Source organism: Nocardia sp. NBC_00416 (assembly GCF_036032445.1).
Classification (GTDB): domain Bacteria; phylum Actinomycetota; class Actinomycetes; order Mycobacteriales; family Mycobacteriaceae; genus Nocardia.
Map to the genome: position 1 here is coordinate 2,085,956 of NZ_CP107932.1, position 18,323 is coordinate 2,104,278.

Below are 18,323 nucleotides of genomic sequence, written 5' to 3' on the forward strand. Positions count from 1 at the left end.
GCCGGACCCGGTGCGCGGATCATGGCGCGCGGTCGGTACGCCCCCGACCTACCCCCGACCGCCCGGGGTGGTCGGTCGGGGCACACGATCCGGAGCCGGGCCCGTGACGTTCGTGCGGCCGACGCACCGCGGACAGGCGATCGTCTTTGCTACCTCGGCCGGTTCGCCGACTGGCTCAGACTTCGAGCTCCTCTTCGATCCCGCGGAGCCGGTGCCGGGCCAGCGCCAGGTTGGCGCGGCCACGGTCGAGCGCGAGATAAAGGAACAGGCCCCGCGATTTGCGTCCGGTCATGGGCCGGATCAGGTGGTATTGGCTACTGAGCGAGATCAGGATGTCCTCGATGTCCTCCTGCAGCCCGAGCTGTTCGATGGTGCGCAGCTTGGCCCGGACCACCTCGGTGTTACCGGCCGCGGCGACGTTCAGATCCAGCGCTTTCGAGCTGCCGAGCGTACCCAGCGCCATACCGCTGTTGTAGTCGACGACGGCCGCGCCGAGCGCGCCCTCGATCGACATCATGTCCTTGAGTGCCAAATCCATATCGGACAAGGGTCGTTCCTCTCGGGTGGAGTTCGTTCTTCCTAGGTTCTTCCATTGTTTGCCGGGTCTTTCGCCACGGCGGACAGATGTGCGGCGATCCGGCGCGCGACCGGGCGCGACTCCAGGTGCAACCGGCCTATGTTCACCTCGGGGGACGCGAGCACGGTCAACGACGCCCAGCCGGCCGCGTAGATCACCACGTGGCCCCCGGTGCCGTCCACCACCACTTCCTGGAACCCGCCGCCGTGCGCGGTGTCGGCCAGCCGGGCCGACAGCGACAGCTGAGCGGCCGACAGCGCGGCCATTCCGGTCGGCTCGATATGGGCGGGTAGGTCGTGTGTGACCAACAGGCCGTCGCTCGACGCCACCAGCGCACCGGTCAACCGGGGCACACGCTCCCGCAGCGCCCACAGTTCCGCCGTCACCGCGGTATTCGGTTCGGGTCCCGACATCGGCACCTTGGTCAGCCTCCCCATCAGTTCTCCCAGCAAATTCTTGCGCGCCGTCACGCGAGGTCCTCCAGAGCCGCACGGAGGCGGATGAGCAGGTCTTGGTCCACCGGTTCCCAGTCGTCCGCTTCGGGAACCGGTGTGGAGTGCCGGACCCGGCGCCGTAACGGCGGGTCCGCGACCGGTTCGGCGGCCGGTCGCCCCGCGCCGGACGCCGGTGCGCCCAAGGGCGGTTCGATCAGCCCGGCAGTGGTCAGGTCCCGCACCGCCTCCAGGCAGCCGTACGCGGTTCGGCCGAGGTCACGGGCTATTCCGGTGATACTGCGCTGGTTGTCCGCCGCCGCCAGGATCTCGGCCTGACTTCCGGTGAGCACCACGCGCCGCCGCCGGACGCGGCGCACCGGGACGACGGCGGCGCGGTCGACCAGTTCCACGGGCCACGGCCCCGACGCCGGATCTCCCCGGCGCACGCATTCGCGTACCAGCGCCCGTGGCCGCACATGACAGACACCCGCCAGCCAGTGCGGGGGCGCGTCCCGGAATTCCGGGACGACCGGGGTGGCCAGCAGGAAATAGGCGGCATCGAATACCGAGAGCAGGGCCAGGGTTTCCAGGCGCGGCCGGCCCAGGATCGGGCCCGGGTCACCGGCGCCCGCCCGCTGCCAGTCCTCGGCGCTGGCGACTCCGGCCTCGACCACCAGCCGGTCGAGTCCGGTCGTACGCGAGCAGGCGGCCGAGGCGATGGCGCCGTCGGCGAGGTGGAAAACTCCGTCCCCCGCATGCAGTACGCCGGTCCGCCCCTCGTCTTCCAACCGTCGCAGCTCGTCCGCGAGCTCAACGCCCATGACCGTCCTCGGCCAGTTCGGCCAGGATGCCGCGCAACTGGAATCGGGACATCGCCAGATTGCCGGTGTCCTCGTCGAACAGCACGTGGACGAACAGGCGGCCGTCGAAATCGCCGTCCACCAGGTTCAACAGGTGATATCCGCCGCTGCCGCAGACGATGATCTCGTTGACGTCGTCATCGTCTCCACCGGTCGCCAGTGCCGGACAACCGAGTACTGCCCGCACCACATCCGTGGTGGCCGCCGCGTCCTCGTGTTGATCGACCAGCTCGTGCTGTCCCGCCGCGGCCACCGCGAGACCGCTGGCCCCGTCCACCAAAGTCACGCTGCGCGCGCCGGGGATGCCCATGATTCGTTCCAGACATCCGTCGATACCGATCACTACGCCTACCCTGTTTCATGAGTGTTTCAGATTTCTGGAACCCTACACACAGGTGACGATTGATGCCCACTGAACATATGACCTACAAGAATACCCGTGACGTCCCGCTGAAAACCCATCGATCGAACCTGCCCGAGATCAGCAGCAGCACAATGGAGTTCGCATGCGCCCCGCAGCAGTCGACCGGTGCGAGGAGCTCACCGACGCCGGCTCCACGATCCCGACCCCGGAGGTACCGCGCGGATGCGGTGCGTGAACTCCCCGCCGCCCGAATGCTGAGATCACCGGTCCGCGGCGACAGCAGCGTGATCCGCCGCGCGACCGCCGGTCCACGCAATCCCGTGGCATCTTGCGAGGTGCGGATCCTAAGTTCGGTATATGACATCGGACCTGCGTCCAGGGCGAGCGCGTCCGGCACTCGCCGCGGCCGTCACCGTCGTACTGTGGGCGTCGGCCTTCGTCTTCATACGAAGTGCCGGAGCGGACTTCTCGCCGGGCGCGCTCGCACTGGGCCGGCTGTTCTCGGGATCGGTGGTCCTGGTGACGATCCTGCTCATGGCCGGTCACGGTCCGCCGCCGCGCTCCACCTGGCGCGGGATCGTCGTTTCCGGACTGCTGTGGTTCGCGGTCTACATGGTGGCGTTGAACTGGGCCGAGCAGCATCTCGACGCCGGCACCGCGGCGCTGGTGATCAACACCGGGCCGGTGCTCATCGCCCTGCTCGGCGGATTCTTTCTCGGCGAGGGGTTTCCGATACGGCTGATGGCCGGGATCGCGGTGTCGTTCACCGGCGCGGCGGTGGTGGGGATGTCCAGCTCCGCGGGTGCGGCGACGCTGCTCGGCGTCGCGCTGTGCGTGATCGCGGCCGCGGCCTGGGCGGTGGCGGTGCTGGTGCAGAAACCCGCGCTCGTCCAGGGTTCGGCCCTGCAGGTGACCACGGGTGGATGCGTCGTGGGCACGATCGCCTGCCTGCCGTTCGCCGGGCAGCTGCTCGAGGAAGCCGCCGCGGCACCGCTGTCCGCGACGCTGAGCCTGATCTACCTCGGCGTCTTCCCGACCGCGATCGCCTTCACCACCTGGGCATACGCTCTCGCCCGGATGACCGCCGGGCAGGTGGGCGCCACCACCTACGCGGTGCCGGCGCTCGTCGTGGTGCTGGCGTGGATCGTTCTCGGCGAGGTCCCCGGCCCACTCGCCCTCGCCGGCGGCGTACTGTGCCTGGGCGGAGTGGCGATCACCCGATGGCGGCCGGGACGCGCACGACGCAGTTCTCCCGAACCGACCGACTAGGTGACCGTCGTGATCGCCATGGTGGCGCTGGAAACGGCGATGGCCGCGGCGGTCCGGGTCCTGGCGGCGTTCACGGCCGCGGCGCCCCAACTACCCTGCTCGAGGTTCTTCGCGCGCTCGCGGATCTCGTCCGACCAGGGCAGCGCGGGCCGGATATCGGTCAGCGCGCCGCTCGCCGAGAGGAGCGCGATCACCGCCGCGGTGCGCGCGTCCGGGCTCTGGCCGCCCTCCAGCACGGCGCTGATCCGCTGTCGCAGCGCGTCTTCGTGCCGGGTGTCCTCGGCCGGCCAGCTGGTCGTACGGAACACCCCCAGCAGCCGTTTGCTCTCGCGGCGAACGAGTCCGCGTTCGATGAGACGGTCTATCACGGGTTTCCAGAGGCCACCGCCGATGCCGGGGAGCAAGGACTGGATGCCCCGCGGTCGCTCGGCGAGCTTGTCGTAGACCGACTGGAGCAGGCGATCCGGGAGTGCGCCGTCCCCGACCGCGCGTACTTCGGGACCGGCCGGACCCGCACCGGCCTCGTCGATCTCGACCCTGCTCAGAAGCGCGAGATCGACCAGCACAGCGCAGCCGAGGGTCAAGTGCAGGGCGCCGGTTCGGGCCGGAACTCCCGTCTCGTCGTCGAGCATCAGAAGGAGCACGTCTTCGACGATCAGCATCTCGTTCCGCATAACTTCCTGTTCTACTCCACGCCGTCACGGCACAGTCGATGCCGGACGGCCATGATCCTGGTCACAGCCTGGCCTACGAACGCGCTCGAGGCCGGCCGCCCAACGGTTTCTCACCACTTTCCGGTGACTCCGGAGCGTGCTCGTCAGCGGCGAGGCGCACCGTGGTGACGCGGAGGAACTGCTGGACGAGCGGGCCCATCAGCACCGCGATCAGGACGGTTCCGAGACCGACGGTTCCGCCGAGGAGCCATCCCACGATCAGCACGATCACCTCGATTCCGGTGCGCACCATCCAGATGGGTTTGCCGAAGACCCGCACCGCCCCGGTCATGAGCCCGTCGCGCGGGCCCGGGCCGAAGCGGGCTCCCAGGTAGACCGCGTCGAACCAGGTCAGCATGAGCAGACCGAGGACGTAGTACAGCAGCTGCCCCGGTAGCGAGCCGGGCGAGGGCAGCACGAAAGCGCTCAGATCCGCGCAGGCGCCGACCAATACGACATTCAGCAGCGTCCCGAGTCCCGGCAGTTCCCGCAGCGGGATCCAGAAGACCAGTACGACCAGGGCGATGATATTGGTCGCCAGCCCGAACGTCAGGCCCGAATGCAGGGCCACCCCTTCCGCGAGGATGTTCCAGCTGGACGCGCCCAGCGATGATTCGACGAGCAGCGTCAGCGAGATGCCGTATCCCGCCAGCCCGAGGACGAGTTGGGTGAGCCGCCACGGCTTCTTCTCGGCGCGCAATTGCTCCACCGCGTTCATCCGGCGGGCCACGAAAGGGCGGCTTCGATCGACTCGCCGGGTGATCGTCATCCTGTCCTCCGCTGTTTCCCGGCCACTCGGAAACGAACCGAGGGCATCCCGACCATGATCGTTCGATCGGCTGCCGCGGGAAAGAGCCGGTTGGGCGACACCGGCCTGCCCGCCCCGGCACCGGGGGCCCGATGCGCCGGCCACCGGATCGTGCTCACGGCCGCAGAGACCTGCGCGGCGCCATGACAACGGTCATCCCGTCGAGCAGTCGCTCGAGACCGAAGGCGAACAGCGACTCCAGATCCAGCTCTGTTCCCGGCTCGGTGACCTGCGTGATCAGCGGCCTGTCGACGGCCAGCCGCGCGGTGCCCCACTGCGTGCTCGTCATTCCCGAATCCAGTTCGGCGACCGCCTCGGTCTCGATGTTCACCGCTGTTCCCCGCACATAGTTCACCAGGGTGCCGTAGGCGTGCAGCCGGGTACGCGCGTCCAGGTCCGAGCCGTCGAACGCGCGCAAGGTCCACACCCCGTAGGCCAGCAGACCCGGCAGCGTGACCGGCCGGGTGATGGAGACCAGCCGCGGCAGCCACGGATGACGCTGGTAGGCCTCCCATTGCAGATGCGCCGCCACCCGCAGGTGCGACCGCCAGCCCGGTGGCGGCTCCGGGTAGTCGATCTCGGCGAACGCCGCGTCCGCGATCAAATAGGGAAGTTCGGCCGCGGCTTCGAGGTACCGATGGAGGGTCACGGTCGCGACGCCGAGTTCGGCGGCCACCCTCCGGGGGGAGAGCGCGGCCAGACCGCCCACATCGGCGATCTCCATCGCCACCCGCACGACACGATCACTGTCGAGCCCCTCGCTGGAACGCGCGGGCAATCGCCGGGCGGCGACCACGGCGCCCACCCGGGAGGTGGACTCGATGGCGCCCGACTCCTTGAGCGTCGCCAGCGCCTTGGTGGCCGTCGCCATGGCGACACCCCACTCCCGCACGATCGCCCGGGTCGTGGGGACTCGATCACCGGGTCGCAACTCGCCCGCGGTGATGCGCCGCTCTATGTCGGCGACGATCAGGAGATACGGCGGGCGGGGCTCGTTCACGACCTCATGCTGCCACGCCTGCTCGGTCGGGCAGCCAATTGCCGTGCAGCCCCAACGGCACCCGGGCCGGCAGGTGGACGCGCGCGACCGGTTCACCGGTGAAATCCTGGGCGGCCAGGATCACCAGGTCCGCGGCGCCGCGGCGTGGATCGTGCACGTAGGTGAGCAGATACCCCTCGTCTTCGGCCTGCCCGGTCGCGGCGAACACCGCCTCGCCGACCGCCTCGTCCCGGCCGAACGCGTGCACCTGCGTGGTCCCCCGCAGCAGATCGTGCTTGACCAGCGCGTTGGTGAAAACCTCATCCGAGGGTGCGCCCTCGGATGAGAACGGTATCCCGTACAGAGCCGTCGCGGCGGAATAACCGTATCGGTGCGGGCGGGCGGCGAAGGCGTCGTTGATGCGCGGGAAGTCCTGCGGTCGGTCGTCGATACGCCGCTGGTGGACCTTGTCCGGGGTGATCGTCCAGCGATCCAGCACCGGCCGGATCGCCCCGGGGTCGGCGGGATCGAACGGGCCCTGCGCGGTGACCAGATCGACGACGACGCCGTTCTCGTCGTCATAGGCGTTGAGCGTGTGACTGACATGGACGGGATCGATATCGAGCCAGCGAACGTCACCACCGGACCGCGCCATGACGCCCACCCGGGTGGGGTGCTGCGGTAGCCACCGGCACTCGAACCCGTCGAAGCCCAGCGGCGTATCCCAGAGCACCACATGGTTCTCGGTGAGCGCGAAGTCGTGCAGGAACGGCGTCCGTGTCATCGGGATCGCGACGGTCTCGGCCACGGCTCCGGCCGTGTCGGTCACGGTGTATCGGACGAAGTCGTGTCCCGGCATATACGACAGCGAATGCAGTTCTCCGGTCAGCGGGTCGCGCTTGGAGTGCGCCCCCGCCGTGAATCCATCAGCGGTTCCGCCCAGCTCGGCGAACCCGACCGTGTTCAACTCGTCGTCCAGCCGGGCCGGCGGCAATCCACCTTCGGCCAGGGCGAATATCTGCTTCGCGTGTTCGATCACATGCACCATGGGTGCGTATCCGGGGACACGCACGAAACGGTTTCGGTACCACTCCGCACGCCCATCGCGCAGGCGCACCCCGTGCACCATGCCCTGACCCATTCCCCAGATGTGCGTCCGGGCGTCGTCCACACTCGCCGGGTTGGGGCCGTTACGCAGATAGCGGCCGCTGAGCTCGGCCGGTATGCGGCCGGTTACCGGGAGGTCGTAAGCGGTGATCTCTTCTTCGACCGGGGTGAAATGGTCTTCCAAATACCTCATGTGCACACCGTAGGAACCGGGCGGCACCCGCGGTGGTCCCCCGCGAGAGATACCGGAATGTGCACTAGTACAGGAGCACAACCGCATCAGACGGGCACCCGGGGGGACGCGGTTCGGCCTCACAACGGGGTGTCGCCGGAAACGAGGCCCGCGAGCCGGAAGCGTACCGGCCGGCTTCGTCAACCGGTCCCGTATTCGCGCACCGCGGCCAGGTATTCGATGATGGCGTCCCGGTTCCGTTCCAGGCAGTGGATCCGGTCGCTCATCCGATCGCGTTCCCCTTCGAGCGTGGCCAGCATCTCCGGGGTGGCGTCCGGGAAATAGATGGTGCGCGGCTTGTCCAGGCAGGGCAGGATCTGTTTGATGATGCGGGTCGGCAGACCGGCGTCGAGCAGCCCTCGGATCTGCAGCACCCGATCGACGAACCGTTCGTCGTAACTGCGGTAGCCGTTGGCACACCGCTGCGCGACGATCAACCCTTGGTCCTCGTAATAGCGCAGCAACCGGCGCGAGGTGCCCGTGCGTTGCGACAGCTCCCCGATTCTCATCCCATCACCTCACCGCTTGACCTTCACATTGATGTCAACCTTTGACGATAAGCGAATGGACAACGAACTGTTCGATTACAGCGCCATCGTCGACCGCGATCCGCTCCGCTGGCCGGGCGAGGCGCGGGTGGCGTTCTATGTGGGGCTCAATATCGAGCACTATCAGGTGGATCAGCCGTCGACCAGCATCTTCGCGGGCACCGCGGGACAGGTCCCCGATCCGCTCAACTACGGCTGGCGCGATTACGGGCCGCGGGTAGGATTCTGGCGGATCCTGGAGTCGCTGGACCGCCACGGCATCCGAGCCAGCGCGCTGCTCAATTCCGATGTGGCCGAGCACTATCCGCGCATCATCGAGGCCGGGCGGGAACGCGACTGGGCCTGGCTGGCGCACGGCAAGAACAACTCCGTACTCCAGGCCGAACTCTCGGCCGCGGACGAACGCGCCTACCTCGCCGACGTGGTCACCACCATCGAACGGGCCACCGGGACCCGGCCGCGCGGCTGGATGGGTCCCGCGCTCAGCGAGAGTTTCCGCACCCCGCACCTGCTGCGTGAGCTCGGTCTCGACTACGTCCTGGATTGGACCAACGACGACCAGCCCTACCCGCTGCGGGTCCCGGGGATGCTGAGCGTGCCGTACTCGGTGGAGTTGAACGACAACACACTGTTCCTCGGCACCGGTCTCACCGGACCCGATTTCGTCCGGACCGTCCGGGACCAGCTCGACCGGTTGTGGGAGGAATCGGCGACCAGCGGCCGCGTCATGGCCCTGGCACTGCACCCGTTCGTCACCGGCCAGGCGTTCCGGGCCCGCTACCTCGATCAGGCGCTCGCCTACATCGTCGAACATCCCGGCGTATGGGTCACCACCAGCGACGAGATCGCGGCGCATTACGCGGCCACCCGCACCGGGCCGACTGTCAGAAGTACGTCCCGCTGAACGGGTGATCCGCCACCCCGAACAGCACGTCCGCGGCCGCCGCGGCGCCGGGCCGATGCTCGGTGACGCGGCCCGCGAGGGACAGATGACCCCAGCGGGTGCCACCGAGATAGGCCGCCGCCAGCGCCGCGATATCGGCACTCAGGTCGGGGGGAGCGTCCACCGCGGTCACCGCACCGTCCGCGATCCGGTAGGTCCCCGTGTTGGCGGGCAGGAGCGGGTCGGTGACAGCGAGGACGACCGGGCGGCCGGGCCGGTAGGCGCGACGTGTCAGCGCGGCCGCGACATCGATCAGCCGCAACCATGTCTCATCCCGGATCTCGGTGACCCGCAGGGCCCGCTCGTCGGTCAGCAGATGGCGCAGCGGGGCGTCGGGCGCGGTCGCCGTCAGGACCACCCGGTCGACGATATCGGCGGACAGCAGGTGGCGGACCAGCCCCAGGTACGCGGCGGGGGTGGTCGCGACCAGATCGTCCACGACCACGGTCCGTTCCGGCCGGCGGGACCAATCGGTGGTTTCATCGGCCCGGTAGCGGACGAATCCGTCCTCGGCGCCGGGTTCACCGTGCACGGCGACATGGCCGTGGCCCCGCATCAGTTGCTGCAATCGCCACCAGTGGGAGGGCCGGTCGATGGCGCCGGTCCACGATACGTCGGCGGTGGCATAGATCTTGGCGGGAACCTCCCAGCCGTCGGCGGGCGTGAGCAACCGGACCGGTCCCGCGGCGGGCACGGTGTCACGGAAGCGGGCCCGGCGGACATCGATCTCACAGCGGGCCGCCGACCCCGCCACGCCGTAACCGAACCGCTCGTAGATCCCGCCCTGGGTGGCACGCAGCGACGCCACGACCTCTCCGCGTTCGGCGATATCGGTGAGTTGCCGGCGCAGCAGCGCGGACGCGATGCCCTGACGCGCGTATGTCGACAGCACCCCCACATGGGTCACCGCCGCATGCGGCAGCCGTGCCCCACCCGGCGCCACCAGCCAGCTGGTGTAGGAATTGACCGTTCCCACCAGTTCGCCGGCGACGCGGGCGCCGAGTGTGCGCCCGAGTTCGTTCAGCCCGTCCCCGGACTCCGCCGACAGTGGCGGCACCCCGACCATCGCGGTCCGGAACACCTGCTGCGCGGCACGCAGATCCGCTGCGTCGGTCAGTATGTCGATATCGATGGGCATATCGGGTCACCCCCGTCGTGAGTCGGATTCGGTAGGGACGCTCGGGCTCGCTGCCTCGTACAGCGGCCCGCGGGTCGCGACCCTTGTCCTATCGGGCACGGCTTCAAATCGTGCACGGCCCCGCCCCGGCGGCCGTTGCCGCGACCAGACCCGGGCGGGTCTCCGGAACCGGATCCCAGCGGCCGCCCGCACAGGCGTAGTCCCACCGCGGTCCCCGGGTGACCAGCGCGTGCACGGCGGCCAGGAGCCGGTCGATATCGGCGGCCGTGGAACCGAGCCCGATACTCGCGCGCAACGCGGCGTCGAGACCGAACCGCGCCAGCAGCGGGTGCGCGCAGAAACGGCCGTCGCGCACACCGATCGCGTGTTCCGCGGACAGATAGGCCGCGACCTGTCCGGCATCGAATCCGTCTACGGTGAAGGCGACGATTCCCACACAATCGGCGCTGTCCGGCCAGATCCGCAGACAGCGCACCCCCGCGATGTCCTCCAGTCCGGTCCGCAGCCGGTGGGTGAGTGCCTGCTCGTGCGCTTGCGCCGGACCGGCGAGCTCGGTGAGCGCCTCGCAGGCGGCCGCCAGCGCCGCGGCGCCCAGCACATTCGGAGAACCCGCCTCGTGCCGGTGTGGGGCGGCGGCCCAGATCGCAGTCTCCCGGGTGACCGCGGTGACCGCGCCGCCGCCGGCCAGATAGGGGGGCGCGGTGTCGAGCCAGTCGCGGCGGCCCACCAGCACACCGGCGCCGAACGGCGCGTACAGCTTGTGACCCGAGCAGGCCAGGTAGTCGATCCCGGTGGCGCACAGGTCGATTCGGCGGTGCGGGGCCAGTTGCGCCGCGTCCACGAGTATCCGCGCACCGTACCGATGCGCGAGTTCGGCCAGGCGCTCCAGCGGCAGCACCTCACCCGTGACATTGGACGCCCCCGTCACCGCCAGCAGGGCGGCGGGTTTCGCGCACAGTTCGGCGGTCAGCCGGTCGATCGTCTCGGCGAGGGTATCCGCCGCGGGCACCACCCGGCGGCCGTGCCGGTCCCAGGGCAGGTAGTTCGCGTGGTGTTCGATATCGAGCACCACGGTCTCGCCGGGGACGCATCCGGCGAGCAGGTTCAACGAGTCGGTGGTGTTGCGGGTGAACACCACCTCTTGATCGTCGGCGCAGCGCAGGAATCGGCGCACCGACTCCCGGGCCGCCTCGTAGCACTGGGTGGAGATCCGGGACGCGTAGCCCGCGCCGCGATGCACGCTCGCGTAGTAGGGCAGCAGCTCGGCGACCCGCGCGCCGACCTGCTCCAACGCCGGCGCGCTGGCCGCGTAGTCGAAATTGGCGTAGCCGCCGGTCCCGCCCTGCACCAGCGGTACCCGCAGGTCGGCACCGGACACCCGGGCCGGGGCGCAGGTCGGGTCGTATACAGCGGTCATCACGCAATCCCTTCGATCGAGGGACTCCGGATCGGGGAGTGAACGGAGCCCGCGCTTGCCGCGCTCGGGCGAGCAGCGGCCAGGTCGTCACCCGGGGCACCCCACCGCGGAGGAGGGTTGCCGGCCAGCAAGCCGGGGCTTCACGCTGGCACTCATGACCTGAGGCGAGGTTGTCAGAGGCTCACCGACTTGTCAACTCGAACCGGACCGGTGCGCGCCGACGGGCTCGTCGGGCACAGACCGGCGCACCGGATCCGCCGATTCCGGCGACCGATCCCGGCGCGAAGCCCCCAACTGATCTCGGAAGGTCCGGGCCCCGGGCAGGTAATCGTCATGGAAAACCTTGTGGCGCTGCAATTCCGGGACCACATGGTCGACGAACTGCGCCAGGCCGTGCGGCAGGATGGGCGGCTGGATACTGAACCCGTCCACCGCACCGCGGTCGTGCCAGTCGATGATCGAATCGGCTATCTGCTCGGGAGTCCCGATCACCACTTGATGACCGCGACTCGTCCCGAACTGCTCCTGCAATTTCCGGAGCGTGTTCCGGCCGCTGTCGATGAGATCGCGCAAGGTCTGGTATCTGCCCTGCTGTCCTTGGAAGCCGGTCGCCGGAAGTGCGGGCAGGATCTCGTCGTAGCCGTATCCGCTCAGATCGAGCCCGGTGAAGGTGGCGATCTGCCGGGCCACTTGAGCGGGCAGAACGAGTTCCTCCAGTTCGTCGTACAGCTTGCGGGCCTCGGCCTCGGTCGAACCGATGAACGGCCACAACCCGGGCAGGACGCGGACATCGCCGGGTGAACGCCCCGCGTCCCGGGCCGCGCCGCGGAGCGCGTCACGGAAGGACTTCGCCTCCTGGAACGTCTGCTGCACCGTGAACACGACCTCCGCGTACCGCCCGGCGAACTCGATACCGGCCGGTGACCTCCCCGCCTGGACGATCACCGGTCTGCCCTGCGGCGACCGGGGCAGGTCCAGCGGTCCGCCGAAGGTGAAGCGCCCGATCCGGCTCGGTTCGGTCGCCACCCGGTCCTGATCGAGATACCGGCCCGACGCGCGATCACGGACCACCGCGCCGGGCTCCCAGGAGTGCAGCAGATGATCGACCGCGTCCACGAGTTCGGCCGCCGCGCGGTATCGGTCGTCGTGCTCGGCCAGCCGCGCCGACCCGAAGTTCCGGGCCTCGTGGTCGGAAGTCGAGGTCACCACGTTCCAGCCGAATCGGCCGCCGCTGAAATGGTCGAGGGTGTTGATCAACCGGGCGAGGTGGTACGGCGGGTAGAAGGCCGTGGAGATCGTCGCGACCAGTCCGATGCGTTCGGTGTGCTGGGACAGCGCCGCGAGTGTCACCAGCGGTTCGAGGTTGCTCACCCCGTTCAGCGCTACGTTCGGTGAGAACGCGAGCGTATCGGCGAGGAAGAACGCATGGAATTTGCCGCGTTCGGCGATCCGCACCAGGTCGACATAGTGGGCGGGAGTCAATTCCGCCGCCTCGTCCGGCGCGGCCGGATGCCGCCACGATGCCGCGTGATGGCCGGCTCCCATGACGAACGCGCTGAGGATCAGCCCGGGTCGGTGTGCCACAGATTCACCTTCTCGTTGTGCTCGGACTTTTTTCGGATACTTCGGGCTGCCGGGCGGCCCTCACGAGATCCGCGGGACGGCGTCGAGCAGCTCGCGGGTGTACTCGTGCCGCGGCTTGTCGAAGACCTCCACCACATCGCCCTGCTCCACGATCCGGCCGTCCTTCATCACCAGCAGCCGATCCGCGATCTGATGTACGACACCGAGGTCGTGGGTCACGAAGACGAAGGTCGTCCCGTGCTCGGCCTGCAACTCCTGCAGGAGGTCCAGGATCTGCGCTTGAACGGAGACATCCAGGGCCGATACGGGCTCGTCGCACACCACGATTCGCGGGGTGGGGGCCAGGGCCCGGGCGAGCGCGACCCGTTGACGCTGGCCGCCGGACAGGAACTGAGGTTGCCGATCCAGAATCGCGCCGGGCAACCGGACCCAGTCGAGTGCCTCGCGGATCCGCCGCCGCCGCGCGTGTTCGTCCGGATAGGCGCGCAGCAGTGATTCCGCGATGATCTGCTCGACCGTGTATCGAGGATCGAACGAACTGAGCGTGTCCTGCGGCACCAATTGGACCTGTTCGCGCCTGCTACGGCGTTCGCTCTCGCGCAGCGAACTCCACGGCCTCCCGTCGAGCCGGATCTCACCCGAGGTCGGCGCGACGAGTCCGAGAATCGCCTTCACCGTCGTTGTCTTCCCGGAGCCGGATTCGCCGACGATGCCGAGTGTTTCGCCGCGCCGGACGGTGAAACTCACATCGTCGACGGCGGTGACCACGACGCGGCTCCGGCCGGGCCGCCCGTAGGTCCTGGTCAGGTGCGAAACCTCGAGGGCGGTATCCCCGGCGTCCACGGTGTGCGCGGGAATCCGCACCCGTGGAAGAGCTCCGGCGCCGTCGGCCGCCGCGCCGATCGAGCTCAGCGCGAATCCGCGTGTTTCCCGGGTGGGGACCGCGGCGATCAACTTGCGCGTATAAGGGTGCCGCGGCGCACGGAGCACCTCCGACGTCGGCCCCGACTCGACCACTTCGCCGTCACGCAGCACCAGGACGCGATCGGCGATACCGGAAACGACCGCGAGGTCGTGGCTGACCAGCACCAGTCCCGCACCGGCCGCGAGCCGCGACCGGAGCACGCCGAGAACCTGGCGCTGCACAGTGACGTCGAGCGCCGTGGTCGGTTCGTCCGCGACCAGAACCCGCGCGTCGGCGGCGATGGCCGACGCTATCAGCGCGCGTTGCCGCTGGCCGCCGGACAGCTGATGGGCGTACTGTTCCGCGCGGCGTTCGGCGCCGCCGATCCCCACCGATTCCAGCAGCGTCCGCACCACGGCGCGCCGTTGCTTCTTGTCTCCGATCCGGTGGGTGTCCAGCGATTCGGCCACCTCACGCCCGATGGTCCGCAGTGGGTCCAGGCTCACGAGCGCGTCCTGCAGGACGAGGCCGATGTAGCGGCCCCGGACCCGCTGCCAGGCCCGGGTGTCGAAATCCAGGGCGTCGCCGCCGCCGATCCGGAATGTATCGGCGGCGACGATCGACCCCGGTCCCGCGAGCCCGACGAGGCTGCGCGCGGTGAGGCTCTTCCCGGAACCCGACTCCCCCACCAACGCCACGCACTCCCCGGCGTCGAGGGTGAAACTCATCCCCGACGACACGATCGGCGGTGCGGCACCGAAACCGATCCGCAGATTTTCGACGTTGAGCAATCGGTCGCCGGTCATCGGATCCTCCGTTCGAATCGGGCCTGCGCGTACCGGCCGAGAACGAGGAACGACGCGACGGTGAGCACCAGCGCCAGCCCGGGGAACACACTCGCCCACCAGGCCACCCGGAGCACATCGCGGGACTCGGCGAGCATGATGCCCCATTCCGGCGTGGGCGGTTGCGGACCCATTTTCAGGAAACTCAGCCCGGAGACGGCCAGGATCGAGGCGCCCAGATCCAGGGCCGCCACCAATCCGATCGAACCGATCACATTGGGCAGGACATGTCGCACGATATTGCGGAACCGGGAGTGACCGAAGGTGACCGCGTTGATCACGTAATCCGACCCGGTGACCTGCAGAGTCCGGGCCCGGATGATCCGCCCGAATTTCGGCACACTCGATATCCCGATCGCGAGCGCGATCCCGAGCGGGCCCCGCCCCCACAGGACCGCGATGAGCAGTGCCAGCAGCACGCCGGGGAAAGCCGACAGCAGGTCGAACACCCGCCCCACGATCTCGTTGACGACGGTTTTCGCCAAGCCCGCGGTCGAGCCCAGCAGCGCGCCCAACGCGACACCGATCACCAACGCCGCCAGCGCGATACCGAGCGACCAGCGGGCACCGTGCAGGATGCGCGAATAGACATCACGGCCGAGCTGATCACTGCCGAGCAGGAATCCATCGCCCGGCGGGCGCAGCGCGGCGGCCGGGGCGGTCGCGGTCGGATCGGTCGCGCCGAGCAGCGCGGGCGACAGGATCGCCAGCAGTACCAGCGCCAGATACACCAGGGCGACGATCACCGGCAGCGGGAGCCGCGCTCGGGCGCGCCGCGGCGGCGCCTTCGTGGTGTCGGGCAGGGCGCCCGCGGTGTCGAGTACCGATGTCGTGTCCACGGTCATCGCGCTGCCTTCAGTCTCGGATCGATGAGTGCGTAGGTGATGTCCACGATCGTGGAGATCACCACATAGATCGCGGCGACGATCAGCACGATCGCCAACACCACCGGCACGTCCTTGCTCATCACCGCCTGCAGCGCGAGGGTGCCCAGGCCCGGTCGGCCGAACACGGTCTCGGTGATCACCGCGCCGCCCAGCAGATGCGCGACCAGCCAGCCGGCCAGGGTGACCGTCGGAACGAGGCCGTGCCGGAGCGCGTGCCGCACCCGCAGGCGCGATTCGCCGATCCCGCGGGAGAGCGCCGTCACCGCGAAAGGTTGTTCCAGCGCACGTTCCATCCCGTCGCGCAGGACCGGTGTCAGCAGCCCGAAGGTGGGCAGCGCCAAGGTGAGGGCCGGCAGCACCAGCGACGACAGATCCTTCGCCCCGGAAACAGGGAACAGCTTCAGGTTGAAGGAGAACGCCAGCAACAGGAGCAACCCGAACCAGAACACCGGCACGGAATTCGCGACGACCTCGACCGCCGAGAAGATCGACCGCACGAAACGGTTACGGCCGGCGGTGAACACCGAGACGAGGATCGCGGCGGCGCACGCGAGAACCCCCGCGGCGACGGCGAGTTCGACGGTCGATCCGATCTGCGCGGTGAGGAGTTCGGTGACCTCCTGACGCCTCACATAGGACCGGCCCAGGTCGCCCTGTGACAGCCGGCCCAGGTATTGGAAGTACTGTGTGAGCAGCGGCTCGTCCAGGCCCCAGTCGGCGCGGATGGCCTCCCGCAGACCGGGATAGTCGATATCGCCGGCCATGATGTCCTCGATCTTGCCCGGGATGAACTGCAGTGCCACGAAGGTGGCCGTGAACGCGGCCCACAGCACGATCACCGCACCGGCCAGGCGGCCGGCGATCGTCGCGCGCAGGGTGGTGTCGCGGCGCCGGCCCGGGACCGCTGTCGCGGACCCGTCGACCGCCGGGGCCGCGACCGTCCCGTTCACGAGCGGTCCGGCGGGGCCGCCCATCAGCCGATCCAGACGTCGTGGAAGCTGCCCACGGTCAGCGAATCCGGTTCGAATCCGATGCCGTGCACCCGCGCGGACGTCGCGATCTGGAAGGCCCCCGACGAGAGCGGCACGAACAGCGCGTCGTCGAGCACGATTTTGCGCTGGACCTGATGGATCAGGTCGATACGCTCCTGCTCGTCGGGGGTGGCCACCGCCCGCAGCGCCAGATCGTTGATCCCGGCGACCTCGGCGGGTTTACGCGCCGCGTACTTGTACAGCCAGTCGTGGATATAGGTGGTGACGTTGTTGGCGAGATCGGCGCCCGTCCAGATGTTGGGGTAGATGCCGTAATTGCCGCTGTAGAGCCGCGAGTAGAAGGTGCCGGAGTCCGGTGTCTCCAGGACGAGGTCCAGCCCGATGTTCTTCTTCAGCTCGGCCTGAATGGATTGGATGAGGATATCCCGCTGGTCACGAACGGCTTCGGCGATGTACTCGACGGTGACCGTCAGCCGCTTTCCGTCCTTGGTGCGGAACCCGGCCGCGTCGCGTCCGGTCCAGCCGGCCTGGTCGAGCAGGCCGTTGGCGTTGTCGATCTTGTTGCCCCACTGCCCTTCCAGGCTCGGGTCGTAATACGGGCTGTCGGCGCCCGCCCAACTCCAATTGCGGGATACATGCCCCTGATAGAGGCTCCCGACGACGGCGTCCACGTCGAATCCGTCGCGCAACGCCGTCCGGACCCGGACATCGTCGGTCGGGAAGCGACCGGCGTTGAGGTTGAACCCGAACGAGGTGCTGGTGTCGTACCCGACCAGATATTTGAAACCGTCGACGTTCTCGAACAGCGGAACATCGTAGGACTGCACGCTGTCGATGATGTCGACCTGATCGGACTGCAGAGCGCCGGTCCGCGCCGAGGTCTCGGGCAGGAAGGTGAACACCACCTGGTCCAGGTAGGCGGGACCCTGGTGGCCGGCGGAGGCGGGCGCCCAGCTGTAGGCCTGATTCTTCGCCAGGGTGACGTCCTGGCCCGGGTTGTACTGCGCGATGGTGAACGGGCCGGTGCCGATGAGATGGCCGGTGTCCTTGCAGAGTGTGTCCTTCAACGGCAGCACCGACGGCGCGAGGAAACCGGCACGCACACTCGACAGTGACCGCAGCAGACCCGAATCCGGCTTCGCCAACCGGAAGACGACCGTATCGGCGTCGACCACGTCCACCTGGCGGATACTGCCGATGACCTTGCTCGCGTTGGTGGCGTTGGCGGGGTCCAGGATGAAATCGTAGTTGGCTTTCACCGCGGCCGCATCGAACGCCTCACCGTTGGAGAAGGTGACGCCCTTGCGCAGTTCGAAGGTGTAGGTCAGCCGGTCCTCGGAGATCCGGTAGCTGTCCGCCAGCCACGGCGCGAATGTACCGTCCGGCTTCCAGTAGAGCAGCGAATCGATCACGTTGCGCGCGACCGTGTAGTTCATGATCGTGCCCGTGTAGTGCGGGTCGAAGCACGGCGGATCGAGCGAGAGTCCGAACCGGGCCGTACCGCCCGGGACCGGTTCACTGTGCTCGCTCGCCGCCCCACCGCCCGATGAGCATCCGGCGAGCACCATCATCAGAATCGCGAGGCAGGCCGCGCCCGCTCGCAGGATGGTCTTCGATCGCTTCATGATGCTCCACTTCGAACAGGATCTGGCTTGCGCGTATGAGAAAGGGCCCGCATGCACGGGAGGTGCGAGGAGGCATTCGCGGCCGGATACCCGGCCG

General features: G+C 68.6%; 18 protein-coding genes and 1 riboswitch. Of the genes, 2 read left to right on the forward strand and 16 right to left on the reverse strand.

Annotated elements, in window-relative coordinates; genetic code table 11:
- Positions 1–175: 175 nt before the first annotated feature.
- Genes OG804_RS08420 through OG804_RS08435 form a run of 4 tightly spaced genes read right to left on the reverse strand, consistent with a single transcriptional unit; the run spans position 176 to position 2,214 of the window.
- On the reverse strand, positions 176–547 hold the full coding sequence (locus OG804_RS08420; RefSeq protein WP_328395607.1) for a hypothetical protein: 372 nt from the start codon (positions 545–547) through the stop codon (positions 176–178).
- A gap of 32 nt (positions 548–579) precedes the next feature.
- Positions 580–1,047 carry a roadblock/LC7 domain-containing protein gene (locus OG804_RS08425; protein WP_328395609.1) on the reverse strand — a complete coding sequence of 156 codons (468 nt, stop codon included), beginning with the start codon at positions 1,045–1,047 and terminating at the stop codon, positions 580–582.
- Positions 1,044–1,832 (reverse strand): hypothetical protein, encoded by a 789-nt coding sequence (locus OG804_RS08430; RefSeq protein ID WP_328395611.1) that lies wholly within the window; start codon positions 1,830–1,832, stop codon positions 1,044–1,046. The genes OG804_RS08425 and OG804_RS08430 overlap by 4 nt, the downstream gene beginning before the upstream one ends.
- A complete protein-coding gene (locus OG804_RS08435) occupies positions 1,822–2,214 on the reverse strand; it encodes a hypothetical protein (protein ID WP_328395613.1) in 393 nt (130 codons plus the stop codon). Before OG804_RS08435 ends, OG804_RS08430 begins: the two co-directional genes overlap by 11 nt.
- Positions 2,215–2,592: 378 nt before the next feature.
- Here OG804_RS08435 and OG804_RS08440 point away from each other — a divergent pair, with 378 nt between their 5' ends.
- On the forward strand, positions 2,593–3,504 hold the full coding sequence (locus OG804_RS08440) for a DMT family transporter (RefSeq protein WP_328395615.1): 912 nt from the start codon (positions 2,593–2,595) through the stop codon (positions 3,502–3,504).
- Here the strand turns inward: OG804_RS08440 and OG804_RS08445 are convergent.
- From OG804_RS08445 to OG804_RS08465, 5 genes are all read right to left on the reverse strand, one after another.
- Positions 3,501–4,178: a GOLPH3/VPS74 family protein gene (locus OG804_RS08445; protein ID WP_328395617.1), complete on the reverse strand. Its 678-nt coding sequence runs from the start codon at positions 4,176–4,178 to the stop codon at positions 3,501–3,503. The genes OG804_RS08440 and OG804_RS08445 overlap by 4 nt on opposite strands.
- A 73-nt stretch (positions 4,179–4,251) precedes the next feature.
- The gene (yczE, locus tag OG804_RS08450) at positions 4,252–4,986 is read right to left on the reverse strand and encodes a membrane protein YczE (protein WP_328395619.1); all 735 of its coding nucleotides are present in this window, start codon (positions 4,984–4,986) and stop codon (positions 4,252–4,254) included.
- A 154-nt stretch (positions 4,987–5,140) separates the two neighbouring features.
- Positions 5,141–6,025: a GntR family transcriptional regulator gene (locus OG804_RS08455; protein ID WP_328395621.1), complete on the reverse strand. Its 885-nt coding sequence runs from the start codon at positions 6,023–6,025 to the stop codon at positions 5,141–5,143.
- 4 nt (positions 6,026–6,029) lie between these two features.
- Positions 6,030–7,304, reverse strand: a complete 1,275-nt coding sequence (locus OG804_RS08460; protein WP_328395623.1) for a carotenoid oxygenase family protein — start codon at positions 7,302–7,304, stop codon at positions 6,030–6,032.
- Positions 7,305–7,483: 179 nt separating this feature from the next.
- Positions 7,484–7,852 (reverse strand): MerR family transcriptional regulator, encoded by a 369-nt coding sequence (locus OG804_RS08465; RefSeq protein ID WP_328395625.1) that lies wholly within the window; start codon positions 7,850–7,852, stop codon positions 7,484–7,486.
- Positions 7,853–7,907: 55 nt separating this feature from the next.
- Between OG804_RS08465 and OG804_RS08470 the strand changes: the two genes are divergently transcribed.
- A complete protein-coding gene (locus tag OG804_RS08470; protein WP_328395627.1) occupies positions 7,908–8,795 on the forward strand; it encodes a polysaccharide deacetylase family protein in 888 nt (295 codons plus the stop codon).
- Here the strand turns inward: OG804_RS08470 and OG804_RS08475 are convergent.
- The 7 genes from OG804_RS08475 to OG804_RS08505 all read right to left on the reverse strand — a co-directional run bounded on the left by OG804_RS08475 (position 8,776) and on the right by OG804_RS08505 (position 18,226).
- Positions 8,776–9,972 carry a GNAT family N-acetyltransferase gene (locus OG804_RS08475; RefSeq protein WP_328395629.1) on the reverse strand — a complete coding sequence of 399 codons (1,197 nt, stop codon included), beginning with the start codon at positions 9,970–9,972 and terminating at the stop codon, positions 8,776–8,778. The two genes, OG804_RS08470 and OG804_RS08475, sit on opposite strands and share 20 nt — an antisense overlap.
- 103 nt (positions 9,973–10,075) lie before the next feature.
- Positions 10,076–11,389, reverse strand: a complete 1,314-nt coding sequence (locus OG804_RS08480) for an aminotransferase class V-fold PLP-dependent enzyme (RefSeq protein WP_328395631.1) — start codon at positions 11,387–11,389, stop codon at positions 10,076–10,078.
- A gap of 46 nt (positions 11,390–11,435) precedes the next feature.
- Positions 11,436–11,549, reverse strand: a riboswitch (SAM riboswitch).
- A gap of 32 nt (positions 11,550–11,581) precedes the next feature.
- Positions 11,582–12,973 carry an NtaA/DmoA family FMN-dependent monooxygenase gene (locus tag OG804_RS08485; protein ID WP_328395633.1) on the reverse strand — a complete coding sequence of 464 codons (1,392 nt, stop codon included), beginning with the start codon at positions 12,971–12,973 and terminating at the stop codon, positions 11,582–11,584.
- Between the two features lie 60 nt (positions 12,974–13,033).
- Positions 13,034–14,683 (reverse strand): ABC transporter ATP-binding protein, encoded by a 1,650-nt coding sequence (locus OG804_RS08490; RefSeq protein WP_328395635.1) that lies wholly within the window; start codon positions 14,681–14,683, stop codon positions 13,034–13,036.
- Entirely contained in the window at positions 14,680–15,567 is an 888-nt protein-coding gene (locus tag OG804_RS08495) for an ABC transporter permease (protein ID WP_328395637.1), read from the reverse strand. The genes OG804_RS08490 and OG804_RS08495 overlap by 4 nt, the downstream gene beginning before the upstream one ends.
- Complete coding sequence (locus OG804_RS08500) at positions 15,564–16,583, reverse strand: ABC transporter permease (protein WP_328395639.1); 1,020 nt, start codon at positions 16,581–16,583, stop codon at positions 15,564–15,566. The genes OG804_RS08495 and OG804_RS08500 overlap by 4 nt, the downstream gene beginning before the upstream one ends.
- A complete protein-coding gene (locus OG804_RS08505; protein WP_328395641.1) occupies positions 16,583–18,226 on the reverse strand; it encodes an ABC transporter substrate-binding protein in 1,644 nt (547 codons plus the stop codon). Before OG804_RS08505 ends, OG804_RS08500 begins: the two co-directional genes overlap by 1 nt.
- Between the last annotated feature and the right edge of the window lie 97 nt (positions 18,227–18,323).